Here is a 22,121-nt window from a genome sequence, read left to right as displayed (position 1 = left end):
AGGAAGGCTGTTTATTATGAGAGTAATCAATGTAAGCGAAATCAAACCGGGGATGATTCTTGCAGAGAAGCTTGTAAGTCCCCGAGGTCAGATCCTTGCTGAGGCAGGCGCATCAATTACCGCCCAGCAACTATTGCATGCTTCTTACTACGGTATTGAGCAAATTGCAATACAGGACGAAGAAGAGGCTATTGATAAATATTATGATGAAGCTCCTGATGAATTTATCGGTGAGACTCAGTCATGGCGCATTTTAAACAGTAAAGAGTTTAAGGAGTTTAAACAGGCTTACAATAGATGTACTGATAAGCTTGAAGCAATTATTACGGACTTTGTTGAACGCAAGGTTCCAATTAATAACGATGAAATTATAGACGAGATACATATGGTGTTTGAAAAGCACTCTACTGGTCTTGGAATAATGGCAATGATGCTTAACATCCAGGAGCTTGATGCATCTACATTTCAACACTGCGTGAATGTGGCAATCATCTCCAGAGTATGCGGAGGATGGATTGGCATCACAGATGAAACGGAATTAGATGTTCTTACTATGTGTGGTTTGTATCACGACATTGGTAAATCGCTGGTTCCTCACAGTATCCTTACCAAAGCAGACAAGCTTACGGATGAAGAGTTTGCTAGAATGGCAGAGCATCCGCTTCTTGGATACAATCTGTTATTGGACGCTGAGCTTGATAGACGAATCAAATTAGCAGCGCTTCAGCATCACGAGAGAAATGATGGAAGTGGATATCCATATGGACTTACAAAGGATTTCATCAGTCCATTCTCTAAGATAGTAGCTATAACAGATGTATATGATGCCATGACGGCAGACAGATGTTATAGAGCGGGCATTTGTCCATTTGAGGTTATTGCTCAGTTCCAACGTGAAGACAGAGCAAAATATGACCAGCATATTCTTCAGGTATTTTTGGAGAATATCGCAGAATCATATATTAGTACTGGAGTACTTCTTTCAGATGGAAGCCGTGGTATTATCAGTATGATAAATAAAAAGTCTTTATCCAGTCCGCTTATAAAGCTTGATGATGGCTCTTTCGTAGATTTGAGAGAGAGGACAGAATTGTTCATCAGAGCTTGTATTTAGTCAATTATAGAAATTGTAGGTCAGTTCAACAGTGAACTGACCTATTTTTGTGCAACACTTTATATGAATATCGTATATAATGTCAAAGCGTGTAATTTTATGTATAGAAGGAATGGTATAAGAATTTATGGAAAAGAGTGGTTATAAAATTAAAAACACACTAGGTATGTTTGACCTTTATAAAGGTTATGTAATGGTAACTATGATCATTGCTCATACGTATGGATTATTTGATAACATTGGAAATAATCCAGTTACGATGGTTATTCTTGGCTTCACTGCGGTAATTGGTGAGGCTGCAATGCCAGCACTTTTTGTTCTTAGTGGTTATGGTTTCAGAAAGACTACATTTAAGAAGTGCTTAAAGAGACAGTACAATACAATTATTATTCCATATATTTGGACAGTTATTATCACATCAATAGTTCACTTTTTTGGTTATTACCTTATGTATGGAGGATTAAAAATTACTCTCAAACAGACTATAGGAACATTCCTTGGCGGTGTATGGGGTGCTACATGGATTTTCCCAGTATGGAAATTTACCATTTCTCCTTGTGGCGATGTTTGGTTCTTATGTGCATTAGTAGTAGCAAGTCTTGTTTTTAATGAATTATTAAATCGTTTCGAAGGAAAAATGCTTTTTGCAGCGGTTCTTATTACATCAATCATCGGCGTATTATTATTAAATATAAAATGGTTACCATGGGCTCTTTCTCATGGAACGATTGCAGTTGTATTCTTGTACTTGGGATATGTAATTAAGAAGAAGAAGATTTTTATAAATATTACTCCATTACAGGCTTTACTTGTGACAATCCCTGCAGCGGGAGGATTTCTTGCTATTATTGCTTTAGTTGGTGATTTCAACATGGCATATGGACAGTATCCATTAGGGCCTGTTTCCGTATACTTCGTAGGTGTACTTGGTTGCGTGTGCATTTACTGGTTCTTACATTTAAATCGATTTAATGGTAAAATTTCTACATGCCTTAGAAGTTTAGGTAGAAATTCGTTATATATACTACTCATTCATTCAATTGAAATCGTAGCAGTAGGACGTTACCTACAGTATGATTTTGTAAATAACTGGAAGGGGAATATCTTAGTTGCCTGTCTTATCCAGCTAGTAGTAAGAATGATTGTTGTATTTGGTTGTACTTATGGCTATCTTGGCATAAAAAAAAGGGTACTTGCTAAGATGGACAGTAAAATAAATAAGTAGGACAATAGTGTTAGGAGGAAAATGTTATGGAAGAAATTTTTAAGAAGATTGCAGCTATCATTGAGGATGTAGCGGACATCCCATTAGATGAGATAGAAATGAACAGTTCTTTTATAGATGATTTGGACCTATCTTCATTAGAGCTTATGTCTATTGTTGCAAAAGTTGAAAAGGAATTCTCAATCAAGGTTAATGAGAAGCAATTGTTATCTGTTGAAACTGTAAAGGATGTTGTTGAATATATAGCAGGTAATAAATAAAATGATTAAATTTTTGAGTGAAATGCAGGCCTGGGGCGATAATATAGCCTTCAGGATTCTTGATGGAGATAGTTCTATTAACATTTCATTTCAACAATATGGAGAGATGGTTCAAAAATGTGCCTATAATTTAAATCAGCTTACAGATGGTTTAAAAGGCAAGAGGGTTGGAATATATTGTGATTCATCTTGTGAGTACACAATGTTAGTTGCTGCTATAATGTTTAGTAGAGCTGTTGCAGTTCCATTTAATATTCGTGAAAGTATTGATAATATTTTGTACGAAGTGGAAAATGCAGAAATTGATTACTTAGTTGTTGATAATGACTTGGTAGAGGAGGATAGCATAAAAGCTAAGGTCCTCTTGTTGTCTGATGTATTTAAATCAAATGGAGAAAAAGTAGAATTAAAGGATTTTTCTGAAGAGGAAAAAGATTCTAATGTTCTTATGATTTACACATCAGGAACAACAGGAAAGCCAAAGGGTGTGGTTTTATCTGTTGGAAATATTTTTGGATATAGGAAATCCATGTATGATGAAAATGCTCCTTTCGAAAAACTGGAAGGGTTAAGAGTCTATACGAATTTTCCATACTATCATATAGGTGGAATCAATGGGTGGATTACTCATTTTGAACTTGGTGTGACTACTTATATAAGCAAAAATCCAAGTAATGTGCTTAGTGACTTAGAAGGTGAGACAATAGATAGTGCTATTGTTACGCCGGCTACACTAAATCTTTGGAAGAAAACAGTTTCAAGAGGTCGTATGGATCGACTCGGAGGAGCCAAGCTCTTGGTTTCGGCAGGTGCGCCTGTAGATATTACTACAGTGGAATTATTCATGGAACATGGCATTAGCTATGGGCAGTACTATGGAATGTCCGAATCATGTGGAAATATCACTAGCAATTTTGATTGTAAAAACCATTTAAAATCAGTGGGAAAAGCAGATCCTTCTGTTGAGGTTATAATCGAAGATGGTGAGATTTGCGTAAAGGGTCCTGGTGTGATGCAGGAGTATTATAAGAACCCAGAAGAAACAGAGAAAACCATTATTAATGGTGTGCTTCATACTGGAGATCTTGGATACGTAGCTGAAGACGGATATGTTTATATTACAGGTAGAAAGAAGAATTTAATAATTCTTTCAGGTGGAGAGAATGTAAGCCCAGAAGAGCTGGAAAATGCTCTTTATAAATGTGAGTATGTCTTCGAATGTAAGGTATACGCTGAAGATGACAGAATCGGTACTACAATCTATACAGATGAGGAAAATTCTGAAACAGTATTATCTTTCATCACAGAGCTTAATTCCACACTGCCAATCTACAAGCGAATTTATAGAAAGAACATCCAGAATGTTCCATTAGAAAAAACAGCTAGCGGTAAAATAAAAAGATAATAAAGAAGACTGTGGCCTTGATATGAGACCACAGTCTTTTATTTTAGCCTTCGGTTTTTGCTGCGTTTTCAGCTGCTTCTACTGGTTCATCTTTTTTACCGCCGTTTTTCCAGTCGTCGAATTTCTTTAGTACAGCATCGTAGGTCTTAGAGGAAATATCAGGAAGGTCCTTTCCCCAAGTACCTGTTGCCTGCTCGTATCCTTTCTTAAAAGCAGCTAGCAATTCGTCTGCCTTATCAGGATCATCACCTGAAAGAGCTTTTGCAAATTCAAGAATTCTGTCAGATGTTTTTTCTACACCCCAATATCCATCTTCTGAGATATCCTCTTTTGCTTTTGCAATAGTATCAGGGTCAGCAGTGAACTTACCCTCAGCCAGGAATTTCCACATATCATCCTGAGATGCAATGGCGAATGTGCTTCCCTGACCGGCAATTGTCTTTTGAACTATCTCTAAAAGATTATTCATCATCTTTTCCTGATCAGCTTTCAACTGCTGAACAAGAGCTGTTCTGTCAGCCTTAGAATATTTCTCAGATTTAACGGCTGTATCATCACTTGATTTTTCGTAGACAGCGGCTTCCTCGGAAAATTTTCCGGATTTTTCTTCTGTTTTTGCAGTTTCCTGGGTATCTTTAGCAGAATCCTTAGCCTCTACAGGCTTGGTGTATGTTGTCGAAACGTTAGAACTAACGCTATTTAGAATATTAGCATCCATAATAAAAACCTCCTTGTACTGTGGCCAAATAACAAACCATATGGAAATCCTTTTCCTAATCTTTTTATCGGTTGTTTATTGATAAATTATTACCGATAGATTGTATTTATTTTAATACAAAATCCTTGTAAATGTGTGGTACCTTTGTTAAAATTTAATAGTATTGAATACAAAAAACATACAAATGCAAAATACAAAGCAGTACAATTTTGCATGGAGGCTATATTAGATATGGATAGTATTGACGTAAAAGCATTAGCTAAGATTAATATCGGACTAGATGTTACGGGGATTAGAGAGGATGGTTATCACGAGGTTCGCATGATTATGCAGACAGTGAATCTTTTTGATAAGCTTACTGTGAAGAAGGTTAAGGATGGAACAGTTTCAATGTCCACTAATCTTAAGTTTCTTCCGGTAGATGATGATAACTTATGTATAAAGGCTGCAAAGCTGTTGATAAATGAGTTTGGTATTAAGGAAGGCGTGGAAATCTCTTTAGAAAAGCATATTCCTGTTGCGGCAGGTATGGCCGGAGGTTCTACTGATGGTGCTGCAATATTATTTGCAGTAAATAATCTATTTAATCTGGGGCTATCAAAAAAAGATTTGATGGATAGAGGTGTGAAGCTGGGGGCCGATGTACCTTATTGCATAATGAGAGGCACAGCTCTTGCTGAAGGAATAGGCGAAATCCTTAGCCCACTTCCACCTATGATTAAGTGCCCAGTGCTTATTGCAAAGCCTGGCATTTCAGTTTCTACAAAACAGGTATATCAAAGCCTGGATGCCAGATTTGATTCAGTTAAGCATCCAGATATTGACCAGCTTATTTCAGATATCAAGGCACAGGACCTCAAGGCGCTGTGCTCTCATATGGGAAATGTTTTGGAAGAGGTTACAATACCTATGCATCCAATTATTTCCGACATTAAGCAAAACATGATGGATCACGGTGCTGTTGGTTCCATGATGAGCGGAAGCGGTCCTACTGTATTTGGATTCTTTGAGGACAACAAGACTGCAAAGGCAGCTAAGGAAGCCCTTACAGAATCAGGAATGGTTAAACAGCTATATCTTACAACACTGTTTAACAATAGGTAGGGAAGACTTGTTATTGAGGGAGGTTACTAAAAACAATGACAGAAAATCTTACATTACAAATGGATGATTATTTACCACTTCGAGATGTGGTATTTAACACACTTAGGGAAGCGATTTTAAAGGGAGAGCTTAAACCAGGCGAGCGACTTATGGAGATGCATCTTGCCAATAAGCTTGGGGTTAGCCGCACACCAATCAGAGAAGCTATTAGAATGCTTGAGCAGGAAGGACTTGCAGTCACTATTCCAAGAAAAGGTGCTCAGGTTGCAAAGATGACAGAAAAAGACTTACAGGATGTACTTGAGGTACGGGATGCACTTGATGCTCTTGCAGTAGTATGTGCCTGTGAGCGTATGACAGATGCTCAGTTTGTTGAGTTGAAGGAAGCTATGAAGGCTTTTGAGGCTGCTACAAGAAAAGATGATGTTCGTAACATTGTTGAGGCTGATGAAGCTTTTCATGATGTGATTTACGCAGCTGCAGCCAATCCAAAGCTGGAGACAATTATTAATTCAGCAAGAGAGCAGATGTATCGTTATCGCTACGAGTATGTTAAGAACCCTTCAGTTTATTCACAGTTGATTGAGGAACATAAGCAGATTATCAATGGTTTTGACAGAAGAGATGTGGATTTCCTTAAGGATATTATGCATACTCATTTAGCTAACCAAATTAACGCCGTACGAGAAGTAATCAGAGAGCAGAAATAATATATGGAAAAAAAACATTGTAAAATACATCTTCAGTCTAGACAAAAAATGGGACCTGACGATGAGACTACCAGCCAGGAATATATTGGAGAGATGGTGGAAAGAGAAGAGAAAAGATATCTTTCTTACCAGAGAAACAGTGAGGATGGGGATATCAGCTGTCTTATTTCTTTTGATAGACGCAGCCTCTCTTTGACCCAAAAGGGTGCACTTAATTCTAAATTACAATTGTTTCCTGGAAAGCAGACAGAGAATATTTATAGTACCCCAATGGGAGATTTGAATCTTCCTATTTTCACTAGAAACTATCAAGTTTTGGAATTGGGTAACAAGATTAAGCTTGTATTGGATTACGACATTATTACAGGAGGGGAACCAATTAGAACCTCCATGGATATTGAAATCGAATTTTAGAGAAAGCTTTGGTCATTTTGTCCAAAGCTTTTTTTATTATGAGCTGGTACAATAATGGAGATGTGTGTATAAAAAGGAGGGCAATGTTATATGTTTCAGTATCTGTCAACTTTAGAAAAATATAGCAATGAATGTGCTTTCAAATTTCTTGATGATGAAAAGTCTTTTGAAGTGAGTTATGAACAGTATTTAAAAGATATTAAAACATGTGCCACGAGATTGGAAAATAATCTTGGTAATTTAAAGGGCAAACATGTGGGTCTTATTGGAATCAACAGTTATGAATATGTTGTAATAATGGCTGCCTTGATTTTTAGTCGTGCAGTTTTCGTACCTCTTAATTATCGTGAAACATATGAAAATCTTGATTTTGCAGTAAGAAATTCAAAGTTAGATTGTATAGTAACTGATGATACAGAAAATCATAGTTTTGGGGAAAATGTTAAATACCTTGGATTTGACGTGGCACTCAAAGGTGAAGCAGAAGAAAAGGATTTAACTGATTTCACTGAAGAAGAAGTAAATAATCTTATGATGATTGTTTACACATCGGGAACCACAAGTCTTTCAAAGGGAGTCGCACTGTCAGCAGGAAATCTGTTTCAGGAAGAACGAATTGCATTACCAGAGAAATATACAAATGGTTACAGGGCTGTTCCAGGGGTAAAGGTTTATACCAATTTTCCACTTTACCATGTTGGAGGTCTACTTACATGGCTTTCATGGTCAGAGCATGGCTGCACACTGGTTCAAAGTGCGAATCCACAGAATATTTTAAGTGATTTGGAAAAAGATAGTATTGATATCGCATTTGTTATACCGGCTACTATAAAGCTTTGGCTTAAAACAATTCACAGAGGTCACATTGAGAGACTTGGTGGAGTGAAGCTTGCTCTTACAGCTGGAGCTCCAGTAAGCGTTGATGATGTAAAAGAGCTTTCTGCCAACGGTATCAACTTCGGCCAGTATTATGGAATGACTGAGACAGGGGGTAACGTTACATACAATTTTGATATGGTAAATCACATTTCATCTGTTGGTCGTCCATATGATGATGCTGATGTGAGAATTGTGGATGACGAAATTGTAATTAGGCATTGGGGTAATATGCTTGGTTACTATGAGAATGAAGAAGAGACTCAGAAGATTATAAGAGATGGGGTTATCTATACAGGTGACCTTGGTTACATGGATGAGGATGGATACTTATATATTACAGGTCGAAAGAAGAATCTTATTATATTATCCAGTGGTGAAAATGTTAGTCCTGAAGAGTTGGAAAGACTTCTGTATGAATGCAAGGCTGTCAAGGAGTGCAAGGCATTTGAATCCAATGACAGAATAGCTGTTGAAATCTACGCAGAAAAGTCATCACAGGATTCCATCCGTGAATTTGTTTCAGAGCTTAACAAGACATTGCCGATTTATAAGAGGATTTATGGAATAGAATTCCAGACGGAGGAGCTTGAAAAGACAGCTAGTGGAAAGATAAAGAGAATCGATACAGTTGCATTGAGGCAAAAAGAAAATCAGCTCGGGTCATAAGACCTGAGCTGATTTATGTTTCATGGAAAAATATCTAATTAGTTTGTAGCCATATTTTTTAGATTCTGCATAACCTTCTTAACTGGTGGAAGGAATAATACCACAATAGTAACTGCTGCCTCTGCAAAGATATAGATTGCGTTGTAGGCAAGTGAGTAAGCAAGTGGATTCCATCCTTCCCATGCCCACTCTCCAAAGAAAATCCATCCAGAGATTACAGCAAATACATATCTGCCGAGTACTGCAACGATATATCCCTTAATAAGACCATTCTTTGACTTCGCAAAAAATCCTGAAAGTCCTAAAGCACCGAATGCAAGGATATAGTCAACTACAACCTGAGCTGGGAATAAAATATATGGATCAACGATAAGATTTAAAAGTCCATAAGCTACTCCTGTGATTACGCCTACAACAGGTCCAAAGAAGAAACCAGGAAGGCATGCAACGAGCATTGAGAAGGCTGTTATAGAGCCGCCTGTAGGAAACTTAAAAACCTTGATGTTTGAAAGCACAAAGGCTAAGGCAATGGAAACAGCACAGAATGCAAGCTGCTTTGCAGTAAAGCTGATTTTGCTGTTCTCATTTGAAGAAACGTGATTGATCATAATAAAAAATCTCCCTTCATACATCATGCTAGGAGATCGTCTAAAATAGCTTCCTTACGCTGGTATTATCCAGTTCAAGTAATAAGGGTCGGCGAAAAGCCTCTCAGCACAAAGGCACCCCTAGCAAATTATTAATTTTTTCAATTAGAACAATAGCATGTTGAAAAGTATTCGTCAATAGTGTGAAGCTAATTGGTCTTTTACTATTGATATGTTAAAATCAAAGTGAAATGGAATTTTAGATAGGAATATATATGGTAAATACAGAAAAGATTATAGAAAAAGTAATATTAGTTGCAGTTAATGAGGGAGACGAGGCAGAAGCCTGGGATTCTCTTAAGGAGCTGGAGGACCTTTGTGAGACAGCCGGTGCACAGGTGGTTGGTCAAATCATGCAAAATCTTGACCGCAGAAATCCAGGTACCTATGTAGGAACTGGTAAGGTAGAAGAGATTGCCGATTTAATCTGGGAGACAGGTGCCACAGGAATCGTTTGTGATGATGAGCTTACTCCTGCCCAAATGAGGAATCTTGCGGATGCTTTGGATACAAAGGTAATGGACAGAACTTTGATTATCCTTGATATTTTTGCTGCTCGTGCAGGTACAGCAGAGGGTAAGATTCAGGTAGAGCTGGCTCAGCTTCGTTACGAAATGACAAGACTTACAGGATTTGGTAAGAACATGTCTCGAGTAGGTGGTACAGCAGCAGGAGGCGGGGGAGCAATTGGTACCCGTGGTCCAGGTGAGAAAAAGTTGGAGATGGACAAGCGTCTCATTGCAGGTCGTATTTCACAGCTTAAAAAGGAACTTGCTGATGTGGTTTCTCATCGTGAGATTACAAGAGCAAAACGTCAGCGAAATGGAGTACCTGTAGCTGCAATTGTAGGCTATACAAATGCGGGAAAATCCTCTTTATTGAATAAGCTTACCGATGCAAATATCTTAGAGTGGGACGCTTTGTTTGCAACACTTGATCCTACTACAAGAGAGCTTTTACTGGATAACGATCAGAAGATTCTTCTTACAGATACAGTAGGGTTCATCAGAAAGCTTCCGCATCATCTTGTAGATGCATTCAAGAGTACTCTTGAGGAGGCAAAATATGCCGATTACATTATACATGTGGTTGATGTAAGCAATCCACAGATGGACAGACAGATGGAGATAGTTTACGAGACCCTTGATAAGCTTGGTGTCAGTGATAAACTAATCCTTACTATCTTTAATAAGGTTGATAAAGTTGCTGATGAGCATGATTATCACGATTTAAGAGCCGATTATACTGTTCATACTTCTATAAAGACTGGCAAGGGATTGGACAGGGTTCGTGAGGTTTTGGCGGAGCTTCTTCGTGATGGAAAGGAATATGTAGAAAAGCTTATTCCTTATACAGAGGCTGGAACAATTGCAAAAATTCGTGAGAACGGCGAGTTGATTTCAGAAGAATACCGAGAAGATGGTATATTTATTAAGGCTTATATGTAGGAAGTGCTGAAATTCCGAAAATACTTAGACATTCTATTTTATATTTGTTATCATTGAATGCGGACGAAAAATAGAGAAAAAAGTATTTACTTTTCGCGAAGGAAAAGTGCGGTTACTAAGAATGTAAACCGGGTAGAAGGAGAATAAAATGACAATTGCACAAATGATATCACTGTTAGGTGGAGTAGGTCTTTTCCTGTTTGGAATGTCTATCATGTCCACTGGTCTTAAAAATAGTTGCGGTGATAATCTTCAGGTTATCTTAGAGAAGGCTACTACTAATAAGTTTGTAGCTGTCGTTGTCGGACTTGTAATGACAGTCCTCGTTCAGAGCTCTTCAGCTACTGATGTTATGGTTATCGGCTTTGTTAACTCAGGCATGATGACACTGGCTCAGGCTATTGGAGTTATCCTCGGTGCCAATATCGGTACCACTGTCACAGCACAGATTACAGCTTTTAATATTGCTACATTCACACCATTGTTTCTTTTTTCTGGTGCGGTAATGTACTTATTTATAAAGAAGGATTTGGTAAAGCACATTGGTACAGTTATCATGGGCTTTGGTATGCTCTTCCAGGGTATTACTATTATGAAGGCTGCAATTGCACCACTTTCGCATTCTGAGATGTTTAAAAATTTCCTCAGTGGTCTTACCAATCCATTCGTAGCATTAGTATTTGGTATTGCATTCACAGCTCTTTTACAGAGTTCATCATCTGCAACAGTTATCTTCCAGGCCTTTGTTGTACAGGGTATTTTGGATTACAATGTTGCGGTATATCTTGTAATCGGTGCAGCCATCGGTTCTGTTACACCAAACTTGCTTGCATCACTTACAGCAAATAGAAACGGTAAGCGTTCAGCTATTTTGAACCTTTTGTTTAATGTAATTAGAGCAGCTATCATTGTTATCATTATAAATGTAACACCACTGCTCAGCTGGATTCAGTCTACATCAGCAGATCCAGCTCGTCAGATAGCTAACACACATACAATCTTCGCTATCCTTGCTGTATGTATCATATTCCCATTTACAGACTGGATTATTAAGCTCACTTACATGTTCATCCCAGAGCTTCCAGAGGAGACTCGTGCAGCAGAGGACAGAAAGCTTGTATTCATGACTCAGATGGGCAATGTACCACCAAACATGGCCATACATCAGGCACAGCTTGAGGCTGCAAGAATGGGCGCCATCGCAGCAGAGAATTATGAAAAGGCTATCGATTGCTTCTTTGATTATTCACCTGAAAAGGTAGAGGATGTCGAGGAGCGTGAAGAGACAGTTAATATTCTTAATCATGCTATTCAGGATGCAATGGTTAAGCTTCAGACTTTGAACCTTACACCAGCAATGCTTCGACGTATTTCTGCTATCACAATAGCAGTTACAGATATGGAGCGTATATCAGATCATGCTGAGAACATCATCGAGTACGCTACACGAATGAAGAATAAAAAGACTAAGCTTTCAAAGAAGGCTGCCAAGGAACTTAAGGAAATGGCAGAGAACTCAATGGAAGAGGTAGAGCTTGCCATTGATATTTTCACTTCTGAAAACTATGACAATCTTTCTAAGATTGAAAAGCTTGAGTCGAAGGTAGATAAGCAGGAGAAGCAGCTCATCAATCATCATGTTGAGCGTCTCATGGAAAACAAATGTGAACCTATCGCAGGCGTTATCTTCTCCGATATGGTTACAGACATTGAGCGATGCGCAGACCACGCAATAAACATTGCATATGCGCTCAAAGATACAAACAAATAATAAACACTAAGAGGACCAAACTGTTACGGCTACAAGCCTAATGATTTCTCCGCTCAGCTGAAGAAAGCTTCGCTTGAGAAATATTAGAGCTTGATGCCTACAGTTTGGTCATATTTATGTGTGTGATACTTTTGTGATAATTGATTTCATATACTGTGTTCAACAAATGAAACATGATGTTAGTTGATACGTGTAACTACGACACGATTGAGCGCGAGGACGCAGGAGGTATTGAAATGATTTTAATTATCGCATATGTAGCATTTGCAATCGTAGGTATTGGCGTATTCCTTTATTCAAGAGATACAGATGAAGAGTTCTATGAGGAGCCACCCGTAGAGAACGAAATCGGAGATGCTTATCTTTATAGATTCGTTGAATCTGATTATGAGAGAGTAGAAAAAGCATTGATGAAGTTTGCAGATGAATTAGCAATTGGAAGAAGACTTGCATAAGAGCAAAATTCCTTATAAATATCGAACTTAGAGAACAAAAATAAACAGAAAATACACAAGTGTCTACTATAATATTTAAATACTAAAATTTATACTAACGGAGGACGGGGAACAATGAAAAACAGATTTGTGGTATTAGCAATGGTAGGAGTTATGGCTTTGTCCATGGTTGCATGTGGTAGCGCATCAACTAACACAGAGACAGAGTCAGCACAGGTAGAGGACGAGGCAGTGCCAACAGCTTCTAATGAAGCAGCACAGGATTTGGATGAAAACTCAATAGACTTTATAAAGCAGGTTTCTAATGAGTGCGCTCCAGAAATTGATTTTAGCGATTGTGATACATTCACAGATATGCTAAACAAAAAGAAGATTACAGCAGGCATGGGATATGCAAATATTACTGTTGGGGATGTAGATGTTTTCGCAGTTACAAGTGGAACATATGACAACATGGACGGTAATATGGCAGGTATCGATGCTACGCTTTTCACTTATGATGATGGTAATATTGTAGAGCTTGGAAAGATTTGTTCAGGTGGAACAGCTTATCCAATTGCTACAAAGGATGGATATATTTACACAGCATCAAACCACTGGGTTTGCAAGTATGTAATCGGTGATGACAATTCTCTTCAAATCATGGAGAAGGCATCTGTTGTATATGATACAGACGGAAATGGAACATATTTCTATGAGTCAGAGGATGGCGGAGATTACAGCAAGATTGATTCTGCACATGCAGAGGAAATCATGAACCAGCTCTATGATGAGATGGGCGCAGCTGAGGTTATCAATTTTGATACTGTAGCTGAATAAAATGGAATATTTAGTGTGAAATCAACGAGCTTCGTAAATTTTACGAGGCTCGTTTTTTATGCCTTGTATAATGTGTACATGCTTTTAATTCATAAAAGCTATTCTGCTAAACACTTATTGATTTCATCTCGAATAAAATTAATTCTATCCTGAGTGGCAGAATCGGCTACCTGTAAATCCATAAGCTGTTTTAGGTAGCCCTGCTCAAGGGTGAGCTGTCGGCTGCGAGGAAATACCAACTCAAAGGCCAAAGAAAAATGGCCCACATAATAATCTAGATAAGTCTTTTTTAGGGAGCGCAAAATTGCAGTGTGCTCCTTAAATTGCTGGAAAACTTCGTCTGTTATAGTCTGGCTTTTAATGTAGTCTAGTGATACTCCGTAGATGCCGATGATAGGTTCTTCTATCTGTACTCTGAAAATATCAATTTTGTCGGCATCTCTGATGATGTTCAAAAACATTTCGGTTTTTGAATCCAGTCCTTGTGAGATACGATATTTATTATGCTGTCTTATGGAAATCTCGATTATTTCATCGTAGTCTCTAACATCTATGTACTCCTCAATTAATCGCTGTTCTTTGAAAAGTAAATCGGCACCAAATTCACCATGGTCCACTGATTTGCTGTCGTTAAAAGTGCCATAACGCTTGATTTGTTCGAAACGACCAATATCATGCAGCATGCCGATTAGCCATGCTACTTCGATTTCATCTGCAGTTAACCCAAGACTTTCTGCGATGCTCCTGCAGTTTTCAGCAACCTTGTAAGTGTGAGTGATTTTTAAGGATATTTTTGGATCTTCTGGATTGAAATTTTTTGTATAGTTAGCGAAAGTAGTTTTTACCTGTTGCTCATTAATCATAAATAATACTAATCTCCTGAAATTATCATATTTGGATTTATTTTATAGGTTATTTTATCACCAAATATATGTTAATCCTATAAATAATTCTACGAAAAACACGTTGTGATTTATCCATCGTCACTATAAAATGAATATAGTTGTATTTAGAAAGAGAGAATGTTATGAGTTTTGTCCATCTTCACACCCATACGGAGTATTCGCTCCTAGATGGTTCCAATAAAATAAAATCGTATGTTGCAAAGTGTAAGGAACATGGAATGACTGCAGCAGCCATCACAGACCATGGAAACATGTACGGCGTTACAAAGTTCTATGATGAGTGTATGGCCCAGGGAGTAAAGCCAGTTATTGGCTGTGAGGTGTATGTTGCACCAGGTTCCCGCTTTGATAGAGAAATGGTAAAAGGTGATGATAGATACTATCACCTTATTTTGCTTGCAGAAAATAATGTAGGATACCACAACCTTATTAAGATCGTATCAGCAGGTTATGTGGATGGATTTTATTATAAGCCTCGTGTGGATTTCGAAATATTAGAGAAGTACCACGAAGGCCTTATTTGCTTGTCAGCATGTCTTGCTGGAGAGGTTGCCAGAGCACTTGCCCGTGAACAGTATGAAGAGGCAAAAGAAATTGCTTTAAAGTATAGAGATTTATTTGGTGCAGATAATTATTTCCTTGAGATGCAGGACCATGGTATTGATTTGCAGAAAAATGTAAATCAGGGACTCTTGCGTCTTTCTAAGGAGACAGGAATCCCTCTTGTTGCCACAAATGATTGCCATTATACAAATAAAGAGGATGCCTATAGTCACGATGTTCTTCTTTGTATTCAGACTGGTGCAAAGATGGATGATGAAGACAGAATGCGCTTCGAGACAGAAGAGTTCTATGTTAAGACTGAGCAGGAGATGCTTAATCTTTTCCCTTATGCCAAGGAGGCAGTTTATCGCACTCAGGAAATTGCTGACAGATGTAATGTGGAGATTGAGTATCACATAGCAGGCTTACCTCCATTTGCAGTTCCAGAGGGCTATGATGCCTGGACATATCTAAATAAGCTATGCTTCGATGGTTTGAAGGAGAGATATGGTGATGATGCTCACCTTTACGAGGAACGTCTTACCTACGAGCTTAACACCATCAAAGAGATGGGGTATATTGAGTACTTCCTTATTGTTTGGGATTTCATAAATTATGCCAGAACCCATGATATTCCTGTGGGACCAGGCCGTGGTTCTGCTGCTGGTTCGCTTATCAGTTACACCACAGGAATCACTGATATCGACCCTATGAAATATAATCTGGTATTCGAGCGATTCCTTAATCCAGAGCGTGTTTCCATGCCCGATATTGATACTGATTTCGACCCTGAGGGACGTGAGGAGGTTATCGAGTACGTTCGTAAAAAATATGGTGACGACTGTGTAACTCAGATTGTTACCTTCGGTACACTTAAGCCAAAGAGCGTAGTGCAGGATGTCGGTCGTGTTATGGGACTGCCAATTCCTTACACTAACAGCATCAAAAAGCTTATCCCGGATGTGTTACCAGATGGCAAAAAGGTTACTATCGAAAATGCTATTAAGTACAGCCCAGATCTTAGAGCTATGTATGAGGCTGATGATGAAATCAGAAAGCTTCTTGATATTTGTAAGAGTCTGGAAGGCTTGCCACGTAACACTGGTGTACATGCCGCAGGTGTAGTTATTTCAGGAAAGCCTACTGACGAATATATGCCACTTGCCCTTGGAAAGGGTGATGTGATTATCACACAGTACGAGAAGGAAGTTATTGAGGAAATCGGACTTTTGAAGATGGACTTCCTTGGCCTTCGAAACCTTACTGTTATAAATGACACCCTTAAGCAGGTGGAAAAGAACTATGGCATCAAGCTCGATTTGCATGATATTGATTACAATGACAAGGGTGCAATGGAGCTTTTCGCAGCTGGAAAGACAGATGGTGTTTTCCAGTTTGAATCTGCAGGAATGAAGAGCTTGCTTAAGCAGCTTAATCCTACTCAGATTGGTGATTTAATCCTGGCCAATGCAGTATACCGTCCAGGTCCAATGGATTTCATACCGAACATTATTGATTGTAAAAATACTGGCAAGGAATCTCCATTTATTCAGAGGTTCCCACTCCTTAAGGATGTGCTTGCGGATACATATGGATTCCCAGTTTATCAGGAACAGGTTATGCAGATTATGACTACCTGCGCTGGTTATACTATGGGTCGCGCTGACAATGTCAGACGAATGATGAGTAAGAAAAAAAGAGATAAACTGGCAGAAGAGCGTCCAACATTCGTACAGGGCTGTTTTGATAAGAATGGCATTTCAGCAGAAGAGGCAGACTGGCTCTTTGATCAGCTTATGCCATTCGCTGAGTACGGATTTAATAAGAGTCATGCAGCAGCATACTCTTATGTGGCTGTTCAGACTGCGTATTTAAAGAAGTATTACCCACTTGAATTCATGGCAGCGCTGATGACGTCAGTGCTTAATAGCAGTACAAAGATTGCTGAGTACATTGCTGTATGTCGTGAGTCTGGAATCGAATTGCTTCCACCAGATGTTAATTACGGAGAGGCAGATTTCGCCGTTGATAATGGAAAGATTCGATACGGTCTGTCTGCTATCAAATCAGTTGGCAGCAGCACTATCACAGCCATTATAGAAGATAGAAGAGTAAATGGTCTATATCGTAATTTGGAAGACTTCATAAAGCGAGTTGTTAAATACGATGCCAATAAACGCACAGTTGAAAACCTTATTAAGGCAGGAGCCTTGGACTCCCTTGAGGGTAACCGTCGTCAGAAGGTCTGCATCTATGAGGTTATCATGGACTCTGTTAATAAGGATCGCAAAAACACTATTGATGGTCAGATGTCACTTTTTGATTTTGCTGATGAAGATCAGAAAGAATCATTAAGGATTAGCTTGCCAGATTTGGATGAATTCCCTAGAGAAATTCTTTTAAGCTTTGAAAAGGAACTGATGGGAATATATGTAAGTGGACATCCATTGGATGATTTCCTTCCTCTTCTCAGAAAGAATGTTACAGCTCATGCAAGTGAGTTTGATACAGCACAAGACGAAGTCGAGGTAGCCACTTTTGGAGATGATGCTGGAGAAGGTTCGGCATCTATCAAAGATGGAGCTGAGGTAATTATTGGTGGTATCATCATGGAAGCCGCTTTGAAATATTCAGCCAAGGGCAATGCCTATGGAAATATTATCCTTGAAGATTTATCAGGATCAGTTAAGGTGCTTGCATTTGCAAAAACATATGAGAGGGTACGTCCATTACTTGTGGAAGGTAACAAAGTCTTCATTAAAGGACGTGTTCAGAATGATGGTGAGCGAGAGGCTATTCTAATCTGTGAAGATGTTAAATCCTTTGATGATTGCAAGAGAGAGGTCTGGATTCAGTTTGCAGACAAGGCAGAGTATGAAGCATCAGAAGCTACATTGGCAGATTTAATTCATGCTATGGATGGCAATGACAGTGTAGTTATATATCTAAAGGCTGAAAAGGCAAAGAAAGTAATGCCACCAAGCTGGAGCTTATCAGCCACTGATGATAACATCAAAGCACTTAGTGGAAAATTCGGTGCTGACAATGTTAGAGTTGTGGATAAAAAGCTTGAGTTTGCAAGAAGCAAAAAATACTAGTTACAAATGTCATAAAATTTCTATTCTTCATTAAAAATGATGATGGCTTTGATACAGTCAAAGAAAAAACCTTAAATAATCACAGAAAAAGAATAATTGGATGATAAAATCATGATGGTGATACCGGGGGAAGAACGTTAAAAAAATAACTATTGAAAACGTTTGCAAAAGAGGCTAAAATAGATTGGGATTGTTTGAAAAGGGATACATTTAGGAGGAATAATCAAATGGCAGACAAGATTAAGACTATTGGTGTTCTTACCTCCGGTGGTGATGCACCTGGTATGAATGCGGCTATTCGTGCCGTTGTTCGTCAGGCTATTGCTCATGGTAAGACAGTTAAAGGAATCAGACGAGGATACGCTGGTCTTCTTTCCGGCGAAATTATAGATATGAACGCACACAGTGTTTCTGAGACTATTCAGCGCGGTGGTACTATTCTTCAGACAGCTAGATGTCTTGAGATGCTTCAGCCTGAGTACCAGGAGAAGGCAGCTAAGATGTGCCGCGAGCACGGTATTGATGGTCTCGTAGTTATCGGTGGTGACGGTTCATTTAAGGGTGCACAGAAGATTTCTCACTTCGGCATCAACACAATTGGACTTCCAGGTACAATCGATCTTGATATCGCTTGTACAGAATATACAATCGGTTTCGATACAGCTGTTAACACAGCTATGGAAGCTATCGACAAGGTTCGTGATACATCTACATCACACGAGCGTTGCTCTATCATCGAGGTTATGGGTCGTGGAGCAGGTTATATCGCTCTTTGGTGTGGTATCGCTAACGGCGCTGAGGATGTACTTCTTCCAGAGAGATATGATTACGATGAGCAGAAGCTTGTAAATCACATCATCGAGGGACGTAAGAAGGGTAAGCAGCACCACATCATTATCAATGCTGAGGGTGTTGGCCATTCTACATCTATGGCTAAGCGTATCGAGGCTGCTACAGGTATCGAGACACGTGCTACTATCCTTGGTCACATGCAGCGTGGTGGTTCACCTACATGTAAGGATCGTGTTTACGCATCTACTATGGGTGCTATGGCAGTTGATCTTCTTTGCGCAGGCAAGACAAACCGTGTAGTAGGTTACCGTCACGGTGAGTTCGTTGATTTCGATATCGACGAGGCACTTGCAATGCACAAGGATGTTGATGAGTATCAGTACAAGATTTGCAATTCTTTGAACAATGATTACAAGTACGAGTAATAATCAAATCAAAAACATAATGACACTTAACAAAAAAGCCAGAGAGCGTAAAGCTCAAAGGCTTTTTGTGGTTGAGGGAATTAGGGCGGTGGCAGAAGTACCAGCGTCACTTTTGCATGCTATCTATTATGTGGAGGGCTTTGGCTCTTCAGCAGAAGGTTCGGCATTTATTTCAGAGATTTCTGCCAAGGCACCAAATGTTCCCATGGAAGAGGTTGCTAAAAAAATCTTTGATTCCATGAGTGACACAGTTACACCACAGGGAGTCCTTGCTCTTGTTAAGATGCAGGATTTCATCATGGCGGATGTGCTTGGTAAGGATTCGGGAAAGCCAGCTCATATTGTTGTTTTGGAATCATTACAGGACCCAGGAAATATGGGGACCATCATTCGTACTGCAGAAGGTGCCGGCGCTACAGGTATCATTATGAACAATACTACTGTAGATTTATATTCTCCAAAGGTGGTTCGTTCTACAATGGGTAGTATTTTCAGAGTTCCTCATTTAGTGGTTTCTGATTTAGGTGCTACGTTGACAGAGTTGAAGGAGCAGCATGGTGTCTCCATTTATGCAGCACACCTTAAGGGTGAGAAATTCTATGATGAATTTGATTACTCTGGTCCTACAGCATTCATGATTGGAAATGAAGGTAATGGTCTTACAGACGAGGCTGCATCATTTGCCACCAGCTATCTTAAGATTCCTATGGAAGGTCAGCTGGAGTCACTTAATGCATCGGTGGCAGCCGCGTTACTAATGTACGAAACACATCGACAACGAAGTTAAGGATGAGGTGTATATGAGAATATGGTTTAAATCGTGGCAGGATAATCATCTACTCCACGACCTGGTAATAGAGGACAATTCAGAGGAGACTCGCACACATAAGATTTTCAATGCGGTGGATAAAGCTTGTTACGAGTTTGATACAAGTAAGCCAGTTTGGCTAGATTCCACTATTCGTGAGTTCAAGCGACATGGTAAGGCTCGCTTCACTAAGGATAACTTTGTGGATGAGATTCCGTTTGATTATTTAGAGATACATGTACTAGATGAGGATTAATGTTTTATGAACAAAAGTAAATCGATTGATTTATTAAATGGGTCCATTGGTAAGGGAATGTTTCAGTTTTGCATTCCTTTATTTATGGGACAGCTTCTGCAGCAGCTTTACAATATAGCTGATGCATGGGTTGTTGGTAACTTTGCTGAAAGCAATGCCTTTGCAGCTATTAGCTCGGGTGGCGCTTTGAGCTTTTTTATTGTCGGTTTTTTTGGTGGAATGGGTGCCGGAGGTGGCATTATCATCAGTAGATATTATGGCGCAGGTGATGATGAGAACATTCGTAAATCAATTCATAGCAATGTGTTGTTTGCTTTGATATGTTGTGTGGTTGCTACATTGATTGGTATCACTTTTGTGCCATTTATGCTTCGCATTATTGATACTCCAGCAGAGGTACTTCCATACTCACTGACTTACTTTAATATTTATTTTGGTGGCATTTCCACCATCGTTTTATACAACGTATTTATGAACATAATGCGTTCGGTGGGAGACAGTTATCACCCATTGTTATATCTTTTATTCTCATCAGTTCTCAATGTAGTGCTTGATGTGATTTTAGTTGCTGGTTTTCACACAGGAGTAGTTGGTGCAGCAGTAGCTACTGTTGTATCACAGGGAATATCAGCGTTACTTTGTTTTATTCGTCTGGTTCGTATAAACGATAATACTGGAGTAATTATCAGAGATATTTTTAAGTGGCACCCAAGAATGATGAGAGAAATTCTCGTTCAAGGACTTCCTATGGGATTGCAGAATTCAGTTATTTCTATCGGAAATATTGTGGTTCAGAAAAACATTAATGCCTTCGGACCGCATGCCATGAATGGAATGGGAGCATACTCAAAGATTGAAGGATTCGTATTTCTTCCTATCACCAGTATATCTATGGCCATTCCTACATTTATCAGCCAGAACCTTGGTGCCAAAAAATACGACAGAGCAGTTAAAGGAGCTCGCATGAGTGTTATTGCAGGTGTTGTTCTTGCAGAGACCATAGGACTTATTTACTATCTGTTTGCAGATACAGCCCTTGGGTGGTTCATTAAGAATCCTGAGGATATTTCCTATGGCCATATGCAGGTTGCAGTATGTGCATTCTTCTATTGCTTATTAGCATACTCACACTGTGCAGCAGGTATTATGAGAGGCGCAGGTAAAGCAATAGTACCGATGGCTACCATGCTCACCTTCTGGTGTGGAGTACGAATAATTTACGTAACAACAGCTATTCATTTTATACCAAAGTTCACCACAATCAGCTGGTGCTACCCACTTACTTGGGCTTGCTCGTCAATCGTATTTACTATATGGCTACTCACTTCCGACTGGCCACACGCGTATGATACTCAGCATTTATGGCAATAGGGATATGATTAACTCAGAGGTTTAGTCTTTGGCTAAACCTCTTTTTATTTGAGCTTTGTTCATTCTATCTGCCAAGAGTCCCAGTCAAGTGCAAGGCCTGGCGGCTCGGCTTCGCCGTCTCTTGACAGCGCCTCTTTTGGCAGATACTAGGCAAACAAGCTCAAAAAAAAATAGGACTGTGGCAAAGCCCATTGCATTTACTACCTGAGACCTACTAATTTGATAAGGTAGTAAATTTTTTTAGATATTCTACTACCTATATACAAGAAATGAACACAGGTAGTAACT

General features: G+C 39.1%; 20 protein-coding genes and 1 riboswitch. Of the genes, 17 read left to right on the top strand and 3 right to left on the bottom strand.

What is annotated here, in order from left to right; all coding sequences use genetic code 11:
- Positions 1-16: 16 nt before the first annotated feature.
- The 4 genes from BUA88_RS11445 to BUA88_RS11430 all read left to right on the top strand — a co-directional run bounded on the left by BUA88_RS11445 (position 17) and on the right by BUA88_RS11430 (position 4,004).
- A complete protein-coding gene (locus BUA88_RS11445) occupies positions 17-1,114 on the top strand; it encodes an HD-GYP domain-containing protein (protein ID WP_072918111.1) in 1,098 nt (365 codons plus the stop codon).
- 127 nt (positions 1,115-1,241) lie between these two features.
- Positions 1,242-2,339 (top strand): acyltransferase family protein, encoded by a 1,098-nt coding sequence (locus tag BUA88_RS11440; RefSeq protein WP_072918110.1) that lies wholly within the window; start codon positions 1,242-1,244, stop codon positions 2,337-2,339.
- Positions 2,340-2,365: 26 nt separating this feature from the next.
- Positions 2,366-2,599 (top strand): acyl carrier protein, encoded by a 234-nt coding sequence (locus tag BUA88_RS11435; protein ID WP_072918107.1) that lies wholly within the window; start codon positions 2,366-2,368, stop codon positions 2,597-2,599.
- Position 2,600: 1 nt separating this feature from the next.
- Positions 2,601-4,004, top strand: coding sequence for a class I adenylate-forming enzyme family protein (locus BUA88_RS11430; protein WP_072918105.1), 1,404 nt, complete (start codon positions 2,601-2,603; stop codon positions 4,002-4,004).
- A gap of 43 nt (positions 4,005-4,047) precedes the next feature.
- On the opposite strand, the gene BUA88_RS11425 is transcribed toward BUA88_RS11430, so the two are convergent.
- Positions 4,048-4,722, bottom strand: coding sequence for a hypothetical protein (locus tag BUA88_RS11425; protein ID WP_143151434.1), 675 nt, complete (start codon positions 4,720-4,722; stop codon positions 4,048-4,050).
- 231 nt (positions 4,723-4,953) lie between these two features.
- On the opposite strand from BUA88_RS11425, the gene ispE reads away from it, so the two are divergent.
- The 4 genes from ispE to BUA88_RS11405 all read left to right on the top strand — a co-directional run bounded on the left by ispE (position 4,954) and on the right by BUA88_RS11405 (position 8,495).
- Complete coding sequence (gene ispE, locus BUA88_RS11420; RefSeq protein WP_072918103.1) at positions 4,954-5,826, top strand: 4-(cytidine 5'-diphospho)-2-C-methyl-D-erythritol kinase; 873 nt, start codon at positions 4,954-4,956, stop codon at positions 5,824-5,826.
- A gap of 35 nt (positions 5,827-5,861) precedes the next feature.
- On the top strand, positions 5,862-6,536 hold the full coding sequence (locus tag BUA88_RS11415; RefSeq protein WP_072918101.1) for a GntR family transcriptional regulator: 675 nt from the start codon (positions 5,862-5,864) through the stop codon (positions 6,534-6,536).
- 3 nt (positions 6,537-6,539) lie between these two features.
- On the top strand, positions 6,540-6,950 hold the full coding sequence (locus BUA88_RS11410; RefSeq protein WP_072918098.1) for a YwiB family protein: 411 nt from the start codon (positions 6,540-6,542) through the stop codon (positions 6,948-6,950).
- 90 nt (positions 6,951-7,040) lie between these two features.
- Positions 7,041-8,495, top strand: coding sequence for a class I adenylate-forming enzyme family protein (locus BUA88_RS11405; protein WP_072918096.1), 1,455 nt, complete (start codon positions 7,041-7,043; stop codon positions 8,493-8,495).
- A gap of 38 nt (positions 8,496-8,533) precedes the next feature.
- On the opposite strand, the gene thiT is transcribed toward BUA88_RS11405, so the two are convergent.
- Complete coding sequence (gene thiT / locus BUA88_RS11400) at positions 8,534-9,103, bottom strand: energy-coupled thiamine transporter ThiT (protein WP_072918094.1); 570 nt, start codon at positions 9,101-9,103, stop codon at positions 8,534-8,536.
- Positions 9,104-9,137: 34 nt separating this feature from the next.
- A riboswitch (TPP riboswitch) is annotated at positions 9,138-9,235 on the bottom strand.
- Between the two features lie 122 nt (positions 9,236-9,357).
- Here thiT and hflX point away from each other — a divergent pair.
- The 4 genes from hflX to BUA88_RS11380 all read left to right on the top strand — a co-directional run bounded on the left by hflX (position 9,358) and on the right by BUA88_RS11380 (position 13,635).
- Positions 9,358-10,590: a GTPase HflX gene (hflX, locus tag BUA88_RS11395; protein ID WP_072918091.1), complete on the top strand. Its 1,233-nt coding sequence runs from the start codon at positions 9,358-9,360 to the stop codon at positions 10,588-10,590.
- Positions 10,591-10,738: 148 nt separating this feature from the next.
- Complete coding sequence (locus BUA88_RS11390; protein WP_072918089.1) at positions 10,739-12,361, top strand: Na/Pi cotransporter family protein; 1,623 nt, start codon at positions 10,739-10,741, stop codon at positions 12,359-12,361.
- 236 nt (positions 12,362-12,597) lie between these two features.
- Positions 12,598-12,816: a hypothetical protein gene (locus BUA88_RS11385; protein WP_072918086.1), complete on the top strand. Its 219-nt coding sequence runs from the start codon at positions 12,598-12,600 to the stop codon at positions 12,814-12,816.
- A gap of 114 nt (positions 12,817-12,930) precedes the next feature.
- Positions 12,931-13,635: a hypothetical protein gene (locus tag BUA88_RS11380; RefSeq protein WP_072918081.1), complete on the top strand. Its 705-nt coding sequence runs from the start codon at positions 12,931-12,933 to the stop codon at positions 13,633-13,635.
- Positions 13,636-13,733: 98 nt separating this feature from the next.
- On the opposite strand, the gene BUA88_RS11375 is transcribed toward BUA88_RS11380, so the two are convergent.
- Entirely contained in the window at positions 13,734-14,498 is a 765-nt protein-coding gene (locus BUA88_RS11375) for an HD domain-containing protein (protein ID WP_072918079.1), read from the bottom strand.
- A 164-nt stretch (positions 14,499-14,662) separates the two neighbouring features.
- Here BUA88_RS11375 and BUA88_RS11370 point away from each other — a divergent pair, with 164 nt between their 5' ends.
- The 5 genes from BUA88_RS11370 to BUA88_RS11350 all read left to right on the top strand — a co-directional run bounded on the left by BUA88_RS11370 (position 14,663) and on the right by BUA88_RS11350 (position 21,833).
- On the top strand, positions 14,663-18,181 hold the full coding sequence (locus BUA88_RS11370) for a DNA polymerase III subunit alpha (protein WP_072918076.1): 3,519 nt from the start codon (positions 14,663-14,665) through the stop codon (positions 18,179-18,181).
- Positions 18,182-18,408: 227 nt separating this feature from the next.
- Entirely contained in the window at positions 18,409-19,398 is a 990-nt protein-coding gene (pfkA, locus tag BUA88_RS11365) for a 6-phosphofructokinase (RefSeq protein WP_072918074.1), read from the top strand.
- Positions 19,379-20,185, top strand: coding sequence for a TrmH family RNA methyltransferase (locus BUA88_RS11360; protein ID WP_072918071.1), 807 nt, complete (start codon positions 19,379-19,381; stop codon positions 20,183-20,185). The genes pfkA and BUA88_RS11360 overlap by 20 nt, the downstream gene beginning before the upstream one ends.
- A gap of 13 nt (positions 20,186-20,198) precedes the next feature.
- A complete protein-coding gene (locus tag BUA88_RS11355) occupies positions 20,199-20,462 on the top strand; it encodes a hypothetical protein (RefSeq protein ID WP_072918068.1) in 264 nt (87 codons plus the stop codon).
- Between the two features lie 6 nt (positions 20,463-20,468).
- The gene (locus BUA88_RS11350) at positions 20,469-21,833 is read left to right on the top strand and encodes an MATE family efflux transporter (RefSeq protein WP_072918065.1); all 1,365 of its coding nucleotides are present in this window, start codon (positions 20,469-20,471) and stop codon (positions 21,831-21,833) included.
- The last annotated feature ends 288 nt before the right edge of the window (positions 21,834-22,121 follow it).

Source organism: Pseudobutyrivibrio xylanivorans DSM 14809 (assembly GCF_900141825.1).
In the GTDB taxonomy this organism is placed as follows: Bacteria; Bacillota; Clostridia; order Lachnospirales; family Lachnospiraceae; genus Pseudobutyrivibrio; species Pseudobutyrivibrio xylanivorans.
This window is presented reverse-complemented; position numbering and strand designations above follow the sequence as displayed.